Source organism: Micromonospora sp. WMMD980 (assembly GCF_029626035.1).
Taxonomy (GTDB): Bacteria; Actinomycetota; Actinomycetes; order Mycobacteriales; family Micromonosporaceae; genus Micromonospora.
Map to the genome: position 1 here is coordinate 4,433,063 of NZ_JARUBE010000003.1, position 14,262 is coordinate 4,447,324.

Sequence of the window (14,262 nt, forward strand, 5' to 3'; positions counted from 1 at the left end):
TAGCCAAGTTTGACTACAGTGCGGCATCCCACACTGAGCGATCGTTAGGGCCGGTACACCGGCCGATACACTCCCGGCATCGACCTCCCGGGAGGAGCCCCAAGGTGCGCAAGGTCCTCATCGCCAACCGCGGCGAGATCGCCGTCCGCGTCATCCGCGCCTGCCGCGACGCCGGGCTGGCAAGCGTCGCCGTCTACGCGGACTCCGACCGGGACGCCCTGCACGCCACGCTCGCCGACGAGGCGTACGCCCTGGGCGGCGACACCGCCGCCGACAGCTACCTGCGCATCGACAAGCTGATCGACGTGGCGGCCCGGGCCGGCGCGGACGCCGTGCACCCCGGCTACGGCTTCCTCTCCGAGAACGCCGACTTCGCCCAGGCCGTGATCGACGCCGGCCTGACCTGGATCGGCCCCACCCCGCAGGCGATCCGTGACCTGGGCGACAAGGTGACCGCCCGGCACATCGCCCAACGCGCGGGCGCCCCGCTGGTCCCCGGCACGCCCGACCCGGTCGCCGGCGCCGACGAGGTGACCGCGTTCGCCACCGAGCACGGCCTGCCGGTCGCCATCAAGGCGGCGTTCGGCGGCGGTGGGCGCGGGCTCAAGGTGGCCCGCACCATGGAGGAGATCCCGCACCTGTTCGAGTCGGCCACCCGCGAAGCGGTCGCCGCGTTCGGCCGGGGCGAGTGCTTCGTCGAGCGCTACCTCGACCAGCCCCGCCACGTCGAGGCGCAGGTGCTCGCCGACCAGCACGGCAACGTGATCGTGGTCGGCACCCGGGACTGCTCGCTCCAGCGCCGGCACCAGAAGCTGGTCGAGGAGGCGCCCGCGCCGTTCCTCACCGACGCGCAGCGCGCCCAGATCCACGACAGCGCCAAGGCGATCTGCCGGGAGGCCGGCTACCACGGCGCCGGCACTGTGGAATACCTGGTCGGCGCGGACGGCACCACCTCCTTCCTGGAGGTCAACACCCGGCTCCAGGTGGAGCACCCGGTGACCGAGGAGACCGCCGGCATCGACCTGGTCCGCGAGCAGTTCCGCATCGCCGACGGGGAGAAGCTGCGCATCACCGAGGACCCGACGCCGCGCGGGCACGCCATCGAGTTCCGGATCAACGGCGAGGACCCGGGCCGCAACTTCCTGCCCGCCCCGGGCACCGTCACCGCGCTGCGGCTGCCCAGCGGCCCGGGCGTGCGGGTGGACACCGGCATCTCCGCCGGCGACGTGATCGGCGGCAACTTCGACTCGCTGCTGGCCAAGGTGATCATCGTCGGCGAGACGCGTACCGAGGCGCTGGAGCGGGCCCGCCGGGCGCTCGACGAGATGGTCGTCGACGGCATGGCCACCGCGCTGCCCTTCCACCGCCTGGTCGTCCGCGACGAGGCGTTCACCGCTGAGCCGTTCACCGTGCACACCCGGTGGATCGAGACCGGGTGGGACAACACCGTGCCGGCCTTCACCGCCGCCGCCGGCCCCGCCGAGGGCCCGGCCGAGCGCGAGACCGTCGTGGTCGAGGTGGCCGGCAAGCGCATCGAGGTGGTCCTCCCCGCCGGCCTCGGCGCGGGTACGGCCGCCGCCGCGCCCGCCGCGCGCAAGCCGGCCCGCCGTGGCGGCGCGGGCAAGGCCGGCGGCGCGGTCGGCGGGGACACGCTCGCCTCCCCGATGCAGGGCACCATCGTCAAGATCGCCGTGGCCGACGGCGACACCGTCGCCGAGGGCGACCTGGTGGTGGTGCTGGAGGCGATGAAGATGGAGCAGCCGCTGCACGCGCACAAGGCCGGCACGGTGAGCGGGCTGGCCGCCGAGGTCGGCGCCGTCATCACCGCCGGCGCCCCCATCTGCACCATCGAGGGGTAAGGCGGGGCCCCCTGTTAACGCCTCCGGTATAGGCGGGGCCCCTTCTTAACACCTCGCGCGGCGGGTGGTCTGGGCCACCAGCGGCGGCGGGGAGCGCCGGGAGCGGGAATGATGGCCGGGTGCGGTTCCTTCATGGCGCGGTCCCCGCGCACGACCTGACCTACAACGACGTCTTCATGGCGCCCAACCGTTCGGAGGTGGGCTCCCGGCTCGACGTCGACCTGTCCTCCGGCGACGGCACCGGCACCACCGTCCCGCTGGTGGTGGCGAACATGACCGCGGTCGCCGGCCGGCGGATGGCCGAGACGGTCGCCCGGCGCGGCGCCGTCGCGGTGATCCCGCAGGACATCCCGATCGAGGTCGTCGCGAACGTCGTCGGTTGGGTCAAGCAGCGGCACCTGGTGCACGACACGGCGATCACGCTCGGCCCGACCGACACCGTCGGCGACGCCATCCACCTGCTGCCGAAGCGCGCGCACGGCGCGGTGATCGTGGTCGACGAGGGCGGCCGGCCGATGGGCGTGGTGACCGAGGCGGACACCGTGGGGGTGGACCGCTTCGCCCAGCTCCGGCACGTGATGTCCACCGAGCTGCACACGGTGCCGGCGGACGCGGACCCGCGTACCGGATTCGAGCGGTTGTCGGCGGGCCGGCGGCGGCTCGCGCCGGTGGTGGACGACGCCGGCCGCCTGGTCGGTGTGCTGACCCGCGCGGGTGCGCTGCGCGCGACGCTCTACACGCCGGCCGTGGACGACCGGGGCCGGCTGCGCATCGCGGCGGCGGTCGGGATCAACGGCGACGTCACGGGCAAGGCCGCCGCGCTGCTGGAGGCCGGGGTGGACACGCTGGTCGTGGACACCGCGCACGGGCACCAGGAGCGGATGATGCAGGCGCTGCGGGCGGTCCGCAAGCTCGACCCGGGTGTCCCGGTCGCGGCCGGCAACGTGGTCACCGCCGACGGGGTACGCGACCTGATCGAGGCCGGCGCCGACATCGTGAAGGTGGGCGTCGGGCCGGGGGCGATGTGCACCACCCGGATGATGACCGGCGTCGGGCGCCCGCAGTTCTCGGCGGTGCTCGACTGCGCGGCGGCGGCCCCGCTCGCTGGGCCGGCACGTCTGGGCCGACGGCGGCGTGCGTCACCCGCGGGACGTGGCGCTGGCGCTGGCCGCCGGCGCCTCGAACGTGATGGTCGGCTCGTGGTTCGCCGGCACCTACGAGTCCCCCGGCGACCTCTACACCGACGCCGACGGCCGGCGCTACAAGGAGAGCTTCGGCATGGCCTCGTCCCGCGCGGTGAGCGCGCGGACCGCCGAGGACAGCATGTTCGACCGGGCCCGAAAGGCGATCTTCGAGGAGGGCATCTCCTCGGCCCGGATGTATCTCGACCCGAACCGGCCGGGCGTCGAGGACCTGATCGACGAGATCGTCTCCGGGGTACGCAGCGCGTTCACCTACGCCGGGGCGCGCACTCTGGACGAGTTCCACGACCGGGCGCTGGTCGGCGTGCAGAGCACCGCCGGCTACACCGAGGGCATGCCGCTGCCGACGAGTTGGTGAGCGTCAGGTGTTAACAGGGGCCCCCTCCTCTACCGAATGCGTTAAGCGGGGGCCCCTCCTTTCACCCAGGCGCAGGCAGGCGAGCAGGCCGATGAGCAGGAATCCGGCCGCGGTGAAGGCCGCGTAGCGGGTGGCGTCGGAGAAGGCCGCCTTCGCCTCCTCGGCGATCGGCGCGGTACGCGGATCCGCCGCCAGCCCGCTGATCGAAGCGCCGGCGCTCTCCTTCACCGCGGTCACCACCTGGTCCCGCCCGGCCGGGTCGAGGCCGGGCTGGTCGGCGAGCCGGTCGCCGAGTAGCCCGCCGAGGCCGGCGAAGAGCACGGTGCCGAGCACCGCGATGCCGAGCGCGGAGCCGACCTGTCGGGCGGTGCTCTGCAGGCCGGAGCCCTGCCCGCTGCGTCGCACCGGCACCTCGGCCAGGGAGACGCCGGTGAGCTGGGCGGTGGCCAGCCCGACGCCGACGCCGTAGACGAAGAGGAACGCCACCGGCGCCCACCAGCGGGTGTCCGGCGCGACCACGAGGCCCAGCCCGGCGACGCCGACCAGCTCGGCGGCGACGCCGAGCTGCACCACCCGGGCCGCGCCCCAGCGCTGGGTGAGCGGCGCGCCGATGCCGCTGGCCAGGAAGCTGCCGACGGCGAGCGGCAGCAGTGCCAGGCCGGTGCGGAAGGCGCTGTAGCCGAGCACGTTCTGGAACCACAGCGGCAGCGCGAAGAGCAGGCCGAACTCGCCCAGGCTGACGATCGCGGCGGCGAGGATGCCGTTGCGGAACGAGCGGATGCCGAACAGCGACAGGTCGAGCAGCGCGGGTCGGCCGGCCCGGTTGCGGCGCACCTGCTGGGCCAGGAAGACGCCGAGGGCGGCCAGGCCGGCCAGCGCGGCCACCGGCACCGGTGAGATCGAGGCGGTCCAGTCCAGGCCGAACAGGCTGAACGGCCGTTCCCGCTCCCACCAGCCGTAGGTGCGGCCCTCGATCAGCGCGAACACCACGCCGGTCATGCCGACCACGGAGAGCAGCGCGCCGAGCAGGTCGACGCCGCGTTCGGCGCGGTCGTCGCGGGACTCGGCGACCAGCAGCAGGGTGCCCACGATCACGGCGAGGCTGACCGGCACGTTGATGCCGAACGCCCACCGCCAGGAGTAGGTAGTGGTGAGCCAGCCGCCGAGCAGCGGCCCGAGCGCCGCCGCGCCGCCGATGGTGGAGCCCCAGACGGCGAACGCGATGCCGCGTTCCCGGCCGGTGAAGTTGGCGTTGAGCAGGGAGAGCGAGGTGGGCAGCATCATCGCCCCGCCGATGCCCTGGAGCACCCGGGCACCGATCAGCGCCTCGCCGGAGCCGGCGACCGCCGCCAGCACGCTGGCGACCACGAAGACGCTCACCCCGGTGACGAACATCCGCCGACGGCCGGACCGGTCGGCGAAGCGGCCGGCGACCAGCAGCAACGCCGCGAAGACCAGGGTGTACGCCTCCTGCACCCACTGCGCGTCGGTGGAGGTGATGTCCAGGTCCCGGATGATCTGCGGCACCGCGACGTTCACGATGGTCGCGTCCACGATGATCATCGCGACGCCGAGGCTGATGGCGAGCAGCCCGAACCAGCGTCCGCGCCCGTCGCTGCGCATTGCGTCCCCCTCTTTTAGCTAGATTTTCTAGCTACCCGAGATGCTAGCTTTAACCCGTGGAGGGGTCGCCGTCAACCGGAGCGGCCGGGCCGCCGCCGAGCAGCGAGGCCGCCCGGGCCCTGCGCGAGGTGCTGCGGATCGCCGGGGACACCCGGGCCGCGCTGGCCCGCCGACTGGGTCTCGGCGCGACCGACGCCGCGGCGATCGACCACCTGGTCTTCAGCCCCGAGCCGCTGGGCCCGGTCGAGTTGGGCAACCGGCTCGGCATCCGGTCCGCGTCCGCCACCACCCTGGTCGACCGGCTGGTGCGCGCCGGCCACGTCGCCCGCGCCCCGCACCCGCACGACCGCCGGCGGCTCAGCCTCCAGGTGACCGAGCACGCGGTCGGTGAGGTGCTGGAGGCGCTGCGCCCGATGCTGGTCGGCGTCGACCGGGCGGTCGCCCGGCTCACCCCCGAGCAGGCCGAGGCCACCGCGGCGTTCCTGCGCGAGGTGGCGGACGTGATGCGCGACTACGTGGCGACCGCACCGGACGAGCCCACGACCACCCGGCGCACCGGCTCCGACCCCGACTGAGGCGCTTCTCAGAAATTAGTTTGGGGCCTGATGGTACGGGCGCTAATCTAGCGCCCGTGAACATGGGACCGCTCGTCCGCTTCCCCGACGCGCTGCAACACGCGCCGCTCGGCCGGCTCGTCTCCATCGCCGGCCACGTCGTCGAGCAGCACTGGGGGCGCTACCTGGCCGAGCACCACGGCCTCACCTCCGCCGGCATGCGCGTGCTGATGATCCTGCTGCGCTCCGGCGACGTCACCCACCGGGAGATGGCGGAGCTGTGCTTCGTCCGGCCGGCCACCCTCACCGGCATCGTCGACACCCTGGAACGGGACGGCTTCGTCGTCCGCCGACGCAACCCCGAGGACCGTCGCACCGTCCAGCTCACGCTCACCGACAAGGGCCAGGAACACGCCCGCGCGATCATCGACATGATCCACAGCGACCGCCCACTGACCTCGGTCGACGCCGACCCGGCCAAGCGGGCGATCATCCGCGAATTCCTGACCGAAATCATCACCGGCATGTCCGACGGGGACCTCCGTCGGTTGAACCGGGACAGCGAGTCCGACACCGAGTCGCCAACCGGGAGACATCCGTGCTGATCCGCCTGCTCCAAACCCACCTACGCCCGTACCGACGACTACTGGCCGCCGTGGTGGCGTTCCAGTTCGTCGGCACGATGGCCTCGCTCTACCTGCCCAGCCTGAACGCCGACATCATCGACCGGGGCGTCGCCCGCGGCGACACCGACCAGATCCTGCGTACCGGCGGGTGGATGCTGGTGGTCAGCCTGCTCCAGATCGCCTGCTCGATCGCCGCCGTCTACCTCGGCGCGAAGACCGCGATGGGCTTCGGCCGGGACGTCCGGGCCGCCATCTTCGGGCACGTCAACCGCTTCTCCGCCCGCGAGGTCGCCCGCTTCGGCGCCCCGTCGCTGATCACCCGCAACACCAACGACGTCCAGCAGGTGCAGATGCTGGTGCTGCTGAGCTGCACCATGCTGGTGGCCGCGCCGATCATGAGCATCGGCGGCGTGGTGATGGCACTGCGCGAGGACGTCGGGCTCTCCTGGCTGATGCTGGTCTGCGTGCCGGTGTTGGCCGTCGCGCTGGGCCTGATCATCCGCCGGATGGTGCCCGGCTTCCGGCTCATGCAGACCCGGATCGACACCGTCAACCGGGTGCTGCGCGAGCAGATCACCGGCATCCGGGTGGTCCGGGCGTTCGTCCGCGAGCCCTACGAGACGGACCGCTTCCAGGTGGCCAACGCCGAGCTGACCGCGACCGCGCTGCGCATCGGCCGGCTCCAGGCGCTGATCTTCCCGATCGTGATGCTGGTGCTCAACGTCTCCAGCGTCGCGGTCCTCTGGTTCGGCGCGAGCCGGGTCGACTCCGGTCAGATCCAGATCGGCGCGCTCACCGCGTTCCTGCAATACCTGATGCAGATCCTGATGGCGGTCATGATGGCCACCTTCATGCTGATGATGGTGCCCCGCGCGGCGGTCTGCGCCGAGCGCATCGAGGAGGTGCTGGACACCGAGTCGTCGGTGGTGCCGGCACCGGACCCGGTCACCGAGGTCTCCGGCCGCGGTGAGCTGGAGCTGCGCGGCGCCGGCTTCCAGTACCCGGGCGCCACCGCGCCGGTGCTGCACGACATCTCGTTCACCGCCCTGCCGGGCCGGACCACGGCGATCATCGGTTCCACCGGCGCCGGCAAGACCACCCTGCTGACGCTCATCCCCCGGCTGGTCGACCCGACCGCCGGCTCGGTCCTGGTCGACGGCGTGGACGTGCGGGAACTGGCCCCGGACGAGCTGTGGCGGCGGATCGGGCTGGTGCCGCAGCGGCCGTACCTGTTCAGCGGCACGGTGGCGAGCAACCTGCGCTACGGCAACCCGGACGCCACCGACGCCGATCTGTGGGGGGCGCTGGAGATCGCCCAGGCGCGTGACTTCGTGACCGAGATGCCCGGCGGGCTGGACGCGCCGATCGCGCAGGGCGGCACGAACGTCTCCGGCGGCCAGCGGCAACGCCTGGCCATCGCCCGCGCGCTGGTGCGCAAGCCGGAGATCTACCTCTTCGACGACTCCTTCGCCGCGCTCGACCTCGGCACGGACGCCCGACTGCGGGCGGCGCTGAGGCCGGTCACCGCGGACGCGGCGGTGGTGATCGTGGCCCAACGGGTCTCCACGATCGTCGGCGCCGACCAGATCATCGTGCTCGAGGACGGGGGTGTCGTCGGGATGGGACGGCACGAGGAACTGCTGGAGAACTGCCCGACGTACGCCGAGATCGTGGCGTCGCAGCAGACCGCGGGGGTGGCGGCATGAGCGAACGCACCGAGCGCAGCGAGGGCCGTGAGGGCATGCCCGGCCAGCACGGCGTGAAGGCGGGGAAGGGCACGGCCGTCCCGCAGCAGAAGGGCGAGCCGAAGCGGCTGCCGGCGGCCGGGCGGCGACCGGGTGGCCCGCCGCACATGAGCATGGGCATGCCGGCCGAGAAGGCGATGCGGTTCGGGCCGTCCGCCCGCCGGCTGCTGGGGCGGCTGCGGCCGCACCGGGTCCAGCTCACCGGCGTGCTGGCGCTGGCGCTGGCCAGCGTCGGCCTGAGCGTGGTCGGGCCGAAGGTGCTCGGGCACGCCACCGACCTGATCTTCAACGGGGTGATCGGCCGGCAGTTGCCGGCCGGCACCAGCACCGAGGCGGCGGTGGCCGCGGCCCGGGCGTCGGGCAACGGCAACTTCGCCGACATGCTGGCCCGGATGGACGTGGTGCCCGGCGTGGGCATCGACTTCGGCCGGCTGGGGCGGGTGCTGGCGTTCGCGGTCGCGCTCTACGTCGTCGCCGGCGTCCTGATGTGGGCCCAGGGCTGGGTGCTCAACGGCGTGGTGCAGCGCACCGTGCTGCGCCTGCGCGCCGACGTGGAGGACAAGCTCAACCGGCTGCCGCTGCCCTACTTCGACAAGCAGCCCCGCGGCGAGCTGCTGAGCCGCGTCACCAACGACATCGACAACATCTCGCAGACGCTCCAGCAGACGCTGAGTCAGTTGCTCACGTCGCTGCTCACGGTCGTCGGCGTACTCGGGATGATGTTCTGGATCTCGCCGCTGCTGGCGTCGGTGGCACTTGTCGCGATCCCGCTGTCGGTGATCGTCACCGGCCAGATCGCCAAGCGGTCGCAGCGCAAGTTCATCGCCCAGTGGACGCACACCGGCGAGCTGAACGCCCAGATCGAGGAGGCCTACACCGGGCACGAGCTGGTCAAGGTGTTCGGCCGGCAGAAGGAGGTCGAGGCCGCCTTCCACGCCAAGAACGAGGAGCTGTTCGAAGCCAGCTTCGGCGCCCAGTTCGTCTCCGGGATCATCATGCCGGCGATGTTCTTCATCGGGAACCTCAGCTACGTGGCGATCGCGGTGGTCGGTGGCCTGCGGGTGGCCTCCGGCGCGATGAGCCTCGGCGACGTGCAGGCGTTCATCCAGTACTCGCGGCAGTTCACCCAGCCGCTGACCCAGGTCGCGTCGATGGCCAACCTGCTCCAGTCCGGGGTGGCCTCGGCCGAGCGGGTCTTCGCCGTGCTCGACGCCGACGAGCAGAGCGCCGACCCGGCCGAGCCGGCCCGGATCGCCGAACCGCACGGCCGGGTCGAGTTCGCGCACGTCTCCTTCCGGTACGACCCGGACCAGCCGCTGATCGACGACCTCTCCCTGGTCGCCGAGCCCGGGCACACGGTGGCCATCGTCGGCCCCACCGGCGCCGGCAAGACGACCCTGGTCAACCTGGTCATGCGGTTCTACGAACTGGATGCCGGACGGATCACCCTGGACGGGGTGGACGTCAGCACCATGCGCCGCGACGACCTGCGCGGCCGGATCGGCATGGTGTTGCAGGACACCTGGCTCTTCGGCGGCACCATCCGGGACAACATCGCCTACGGCCGGCCGGACGCCACCGAGGAGGAGATCCTCGCCGCCGCCCGGGCCACCTTCGTGGACCGCTTCGTGCGCAGCCTGCCGGACGGCTACGACACCGTGATCGACGAGGAGGGCAGCAACGTCAGCGCCGGCGAGAAGCAGCTCATCACCATCGCCCGGGCGTTCCTGGCCGAGCCGTCGCTGCTGATCCTGGACGAGGCGACCAGCTCGGTGGACACCCGGACCGAGGTGCTGCTCCAGCGCGCCATGGCGGCGCTGCGCTCCGACCGGACCAGCTTCGTCATCGCGCACCGGCTCTCCACCATCCGCGACGCCGACCTGATCCTGATGATGGAGCGGGGGCGGATCGTCGAGCAGGGCACCCACGACCAGCTCGTCGCCGCCGACGGCGCGTACGCCCGGCTCTACCGGGCGCAGTTCACCGGCGCGGTGATCGCCGACGAGGTGCCGGCGCCGACGGGACCGCCGGCCGGGATGCGACCCATCGGCACGCCGGTCGGGAACTGACGTGGACCCTGCGACAGTCCCGACACCGGGCACCGCCCGGGTGACCGTGGGTCACCCGGGCGGCGGGCCCGGGTCAGGCCGGCGGGAGCAGGTCGAGCGACCGGCTCGCGACCACCCCGCCGATGAGGTCCAGCGCGCGACCCACCGGCATCGGGTCGAGGCCACGCCCGTCGCGCAGGCGCAGCGAGAGCGAGCCGTCGGCCGCCTCCCGGGCGCCCAGCACCCCGACGTACGGGATGCGACGGCGGGCCGCGTCGCGGATCCGGGCGCCCAACGAGCCCCCGGCGTCGACCTCGGCCCGCAGGCCGGCCGCCTCCGCCTCCCGGCACAGCCGCCGGGCCGCGCTGGCCTGCGCGTCGTCGATCGGGAGCAGCAGCACCTGCACCGGGGCGTACCAGGCCGGGAACGCGCCCTCGTGCACCTCGATCAGGTGGGCGAACAGCCGCTCCATGCTGCCCACCAGGCTCCGGTGCACCATCACCGGCCGCTTCCGGCTCCCGTCCGAGTCGGTGTAGGACAGGTCGAACCGCTCCGGCTTGTCGAAGTCGAGCTGCACGGTGGAGATGGTCGACTCCCGGCCGGCGGCGTCCACGATCTGCACGTCGATCTTCGGGCCGTAGAACGCGGCCTCGCCGGGGGCCTCGACCGCGTCCACCCCGTCGAGCGCGGCGCGGAGCAGGTTCTCGGCCCGTGCCCAGCCGGCGTCGTCGCCGACGTACCGCTGCCCCGGCCCGCGCACCGACAGGCGGAACCCGGCCGGGCGGACGCCGAGCGCGGCGTGCGCCTCGCCGATCAGCCGCAGGATCTCCCGGACCTCGTCGCCGACCTGCTCCGGCGCGCAGAAGTTGTGCGCGTCGTTCAGCGAGATGGCGCGTACCCGGGAGAGCCCGCCGAGCACGCCGGAGCGCTCCGCCCGATACATCCCGCCCAGCTCGGCGATCCGCAGCGGCAACTCCCGGTAGGACCGGCCGCGCGCGGCGAACACCAGCGCGTGGTGCGGGCAGAGCGCCGGGCGGAGCACGAACTCGTCGTCGGCGCTCAGCCGCATCGGCGGGAACATGTCGTCGGCGAACCAGCCGAGATGCCCGGAGCGCTCGAACAGCTCCCGCTTGCCCAGCGGCGGCGAGTAGACGTGCCGGTAGCCGGCCCGGCGCTCCAGCTCCCGGACGTACTCCTCCACGGCGTGCCGGGCGGCGGCGCCGGCCGGCAGCCAGATCGGCAGGCCGGCGCCGGCGAGCGGATCGGAGACGAACAGCTCCAGGTCCCGGCCGAGCCTACGGTGGTCGATCATGTCGCTCTCCTTGATCGGGTACGACCCGGAGGCGAGCGGGCCCGGAACGCCGCGAGGCCCCGGAGCGGATCGCCCCGGGGCCTCGTCGACGGAAACGTCAGTGCGGCGCGCCGGGAACACCCGGCGTCGTGGTCCTCTCCGCGCTGCGCATGCGGTGACCGTACGGCCGGTGGGCCGGACGGCGCGACCGAGTTTCCGGTCGGCGGGTCAGCGCTTCTCGCAGGCGACGCCGTCCCGGTCCCGGTCCAGGTGGGTGTTCTTGGCGTGGACGGCGTTGGAGACCGTGGAAACCATCGAGCCTCCAGCGTGGAGTTTCCGCTAGGGCCCAAGATCGTATCTGGGGAGCGCAGACCGGGAGGCGCGCTGTCGCAGGCCCGACAGCGGAGAGTGGGTGCGGGTCGCCGGCACGGGACCTGCCGACGACCCGCGGCGGCCCGGGCGTCGGGAACGGGGGACCCGACGGCGCCGGTGCCGCGTCCCGTCAACGGTACGCCGGTGCGCGCGGTTCCGCCGCCCCGCTCCGCGCCCGGCCCGACCCGGGAACTCCGGCCGGGTGGCGCTCATGGCTGACCTCATCGCCCACGTCGCGTCGCCCGCCTGGGCGTACGCGCTGCTGTTGGCCCTGCTGGTCGCGGACGCCTTCGTGCCGGTGGTGCCGACCCAGATCGTGATGATCACCAGCGGCGCGCTGACCGTCTACGGCGGGCTCAGCCTGCCGCTGACCATCGCGGTCGGCGCGGCCGGCGTCTTCGTCGGCGACCTGGCCTGCTATCTGCTCGGCCGCACCGCGCCGGCCCGGCGGGCGGCCCGGCACGCGACGCCGGGCCGGACCCGCCGGGCCGTCGCCCGGGCCACCCGCCGGCTGCGCGAACCCGGACCGCTGGTGATCCTGCTGTGCCGGTTCGTGCCCGGCGGCCGGATGGCGGCGTGCTTCTCGGCCGGCCGCCGCCGCTACCCGTACCGCCTCTTCCTGGCCTACGACGCGGTCGCGGCGATCGGCTGGGCCGGCTACGGCACGCTCGTCGGCCACCTGGGCGGCGCGGCGCTCACCGGTTCGGCGTGGCGGTTGCTGCTTATCGGCGGCGTCGCCGCCGGCGGGTTCGCGGCGGCCGGCTGGGCGATGACCTGGCTCGGCGCCCGCCAGGCCGCGACGCCATCAGCCGGTGACCTTGTCGAAGGAGAATCGATCATGAATGACGGAGCGAACCGGCGCGAGATCCGCGCCGGAGCCCAGCGGCTCGACCCCACCTGGAACGATCCCGAGCGGGTGGCCCGACGTCGACAGCTCAGCGAGCAGATGCTGGCCGCGGTAGACGGCGCGCAGCCGGTCCCGGCCGGCGAGGAGCCGGACCGGGCCGGGACTCCGGTCGACTGAGCCCGGATCTCCGAGGACGTCGGAGTGCCGCAACCCGCAGCGCACCAGGTCCACTTGTCCCGCGCTACTCCAGCTCGTGCAGCATGAGCTGGCGGGCGGCCTCGGTGATCGAACCGGACAGGCTCGGATAGATGGTGATGGTGTGCGCCAGCTCGTTGACGGTGAGGTTGTTCTCCACCGCCATGGTGATCGGCAGGATCAGCTCGCTCGCCTTCGGCGCCACCACCACGCCGCCGATCACCTGGCCGCTGGCCGGCCGGCAGAACAGCTTGACGAAGCCGTCGGCCAGGTCGTCCATCTTCGCCCGGGCGTTGCCGGACAGCGGCAGCATCACCTGGCGGGCCGGGGTCTTGCCGGCGTCGACCTCGTCCTGCGAGACGCCGACCGTGGCCAGCTCCGGGTCGGTGAAGACGTTCGCCGCGACGGTACGCAGCCGCAGCGGCCGGACCGCCTCGCCCAGCGCGTGCCACATGGCGATCCGGCCCTGCATGGCCGCGACGCTGGCCAGCGGCAGCACCCCGGTGCAGTCGCCGGCCGCGTAGACGCCGGGCACGTTGGTCCGGGACACCCGGTCGACCGTGACGTAGCCGCCCCGGGCCAGCTCGACGCCGTATTCCGCCAGGCCCAGGTCGGCGGTGTTCGGGATCGAACCGACCGCGATCAGCGCGTGTGAGCCGGTGACCTGACGCCCGTCGGAGAGCACCACCTCGACTCCGTCGCCGACCCGGCGCACCGCCTCGGCCCGCGAGTTGTTGAGGATGCTCATGCCCCGGTTGCGGAACACCCGCTCGATCGCCATCGCGGCGTCCGCGTCCTCGTGCGGCATCACCCGGTCCCGGCTGGAGACCAGCGTGACCCGCACGCCCATGGCCAGGTAGGCGCTGGCGAACTCGGCGCCGGTGACGCCGGAGCCGACCACGATCAGGTGCTCGGGCAGCTCCGGCAGGTCGTAGACCTGACGCCAGGTCAGGATCCGCTCGCCGTCGGGCACGGCGGTGGGCAGCTGGCGCGGGGTCGCGCCGGTGGCGACCAGCACGGTGGAGGCTCCGACCGGGTACGCGGGCGAGCCGTCCGCCGGGGTGACGATCACCTGGTGGGTGTGGCCGAGCGTGTCCTCGCCGAGCCGCGCGGTGCCGGCCACGAACTCCACCCCGGCCTTGACCAGCTTGGTGTGGATGTCGGCGGACTGGGCCAGCGCGAGCCGCCTGACCCGCTCGTGCACCGCCCGGGCGTCGACCGTGACCGCCTCCAGGCCGTCGGAGTGGACCCCGAACTCCTCGGTGTCCCGATAGCCGGTGACGACCTCGGAGCTGGCGATGAAGGTCTTGGAGGGCACGCAGTCGGAGAGCACGCACGCGCCGCCGGCGCCGTCCGCCTCGACCACTGTGACATCGGCGTCCAGCTGGGCGGCGACCAGTGCCGCCTCGTACCCGGCCGGCCCGCCGCCGATGATCACGATCTGGCTCACAGGGCCGTCCTTTCGTTCGCGACTGCGGGGCTCCGCTCCGCTGCACTCCTCGCGCTCACCGGTCAAGCCCCTCGTCTTTCCTCACAGTGACT

9 protein-coding genes and 1 pseudogene are annotated in these 14,262 nt (G+C 73.0%); 7 read left to right on the forward strand and 3 right to left on the reverse strand.

The window, feature by feature from the left end:
* Nucleotides 1-104: 104 nt before the first annotated feature.
* Nucleotides 105-1,859 carry a biotin carboxylase N-terminal domain-containing protein gene (locus O7618_RS20795; protein ID WP_278107795.1) on the forward strand — a complete coding sequence of 585 codons (1,755 nt, stop codon included), beginning with the start codon at nucleotides 105-107 and terminating at the stop codon, nucleotides 1,857-1,859.
* 119 nt (nucleotides 1,860-1,978) lie between these two features.
* Nucleotides 1,979-3,419: pseudogene (locus tag O7618_RS20800) on the forward strand (GuaB1 family IMP dehydrogenase-related protein).
* Nucleotides 3,420-3,422: 3 nt separating this feature from the next.
* Here O7618_RS20800 and O7618_RS20805 read toward each other — a convergent pair.
* Nucleotides 3,423-5,042, reverse strand: coding sequence for an MFS transporter (locus O7618_RS20805; RefSeq protein WP_347405388.1), 1,620 nt, complete (start codon nucleotides 5,040-5,042; stop codon nucleotides 3,423-3,425).
* A gap of 56 nt (nucleotides 5,043-5,098) precedes the next feature.
* Between O7618_RS20805 and O7618_RS20810 the strand changes: the two genes are divergently transcribed.
* The 4 genes from O7618_RS20810 to O7618_RS20825 all read left to right on the forward strand — a co-directional run bounded on the left by O7618_RS20810 (nucleotide 5,099) and on the right by O7618_RS20825 (nucleotide 10,036).
* Nucleotides 5,099-5,617 carry a MarR family transcriptional regulator gene (locus tag O7618_RS20810; protein WP_278107796.1) on the forward strand — a complete coding sequence of 173 codons (519 nt, stop codon included), beginning with the start codon at nucleotides 5,099-5,101 and terminating at the stop codon, nucleotides 5,615-5,617.
* A gap of 62 nt (nucleotides 5,618-5,679) precedes the next feature.
* On the forward strand, nucleotides 5,680-6,201 hold the full coding sequence (locus O7618_RS20815) for a MarR family transcriptional regulator (protein ID WP_278110095.1): 522 nt from the start codon (nucleotides 5,680-5,682) through the stop codon (nucleotides 6,199-6,201).
* Nucleotides 6,195-7,928 carry an ABC transporter ATP-binding protein gene (locus tag O7618_RS20820; RefSeq protein ID WP_278107797.1) on the forward strand — a complete coding sequence of 578 codons (1,734 nt, stop codon included), beginning with the start codon at nucleotides 6,195-6,197 and terminating at the stop codon, nucleotides 7,926-7,928. The genes O7618_RS20815 and O7618_RS20820 overlap by 7 nt, the downstream gene beginning before the upstream one ends.
* Nucleotides 7,929-8,086: 158 nt before the next feature.
* Nucleotides 8,087-10,036 carry an ABC transporter ATP-binding protein gene (locus O7618_RS20825; RefSeq protein ID WP_278110096.1) on the forward strand — a complete coding sequence of 650 codons (1,950 nt, stop codon included), beginning with the start codon at nucleotides 8,087-8,089 and terminating at the stop codon, nucleotides 10,034-10,036.
* 73 nt (nucleotides 10,037-10,109) lie between these two features.
* Here the strand turns inward: O7618_RS20825 and thrS are convergent, their stop codons facing one another.
* Nucleotides 10,110-11,327: a threonine--tRNA ligase gene (gene thrS / locus O7618_RS20830; RefSeq protein ID WP_278107798.1), complete on the reverse strand. Its 1,218-nt coding sequence runs from the start codon at nucleotides 11,325-11,327 to the stop codon at nucleotides 10,110-10,112.
* Nucleotides 11,328-11,889: 562 nt separating this feature from the next.
* On the opposite strand from thrS, the gene O7618_RS20835 reads away from it, so the two are divergent.
* The gene (locus tag O7618_RS20835) at nucleotides 11,890-12,702 is read left to right on the forward strand and encodes a VTT domain-containing protein (protein WP_278107799.1); all 813 of its coding nucleotides are present in this window, start codon (nucleotides 11,890-11,892) and stop codon (nucleotides 12,700-12,702) included.
* A 64-nt stretch (nucleotides 12,703-12,766) separates the two neighbouring features.
* On the opposite strand, the gene O7618_RS20840 is transcribed toward O7618_RS20835, so the two are convergent.
* Nucleotides 12,767-14,170, reverse strand: coding sequence for an NAD(P)H-quinone dehydrogenase (locus O7618_RS20840; RefSeq protein ID WP_278107800.1), 1,404 nt, complete (start codon nucleotides 14,168-14,170; stop codon nucleotides 12,767-12,769).
* Nucleotides 14,171-14,262: the final 92 nt, after the last annotated feature.

What these genes read in the sequence shown, in the direction of transcription:
- thrS (WP_278107798.1), bottom strand. Translation starts at nt 11,327, where the DNA reads ATGATCGACCACCGTAGGCTCGGCCGGGACCTGGAGCTGTTCGTCTCC.
- O7618_RS20825 (WP_278110096.1), top strand. Translation starts at nt 8,087, where the DNA reads ATGCCGGCCGAGAAGGCGATGCGGTTCGGGCCGTCCGCCCGCCGGCTG.
- O7618_RS20835 (WP_278107799.1), top strand. Translation starts at nt 11,890, where the DNA reads ATGGCTGACCTCATCGCCCACGTCGCGTCGCCCGCCTGGGCGTACGCG.
- O7618_RS20815 (WP_278110095.1), top strand. Translation starts at nt 5,680, where the DNA reads ATGGGACCGCTCGTCCGCTTCCCCGACGCGCTGCAACACGCGCCGCTC.
- O7618_RS20805 (WP_347405388.1), bottom strand. Translation starts at nt 5,042, where the DNA reads ATGCGCAGCGACGGGCGCGGACGCTGGTTCGGGCTGCTCGCCATCAGC.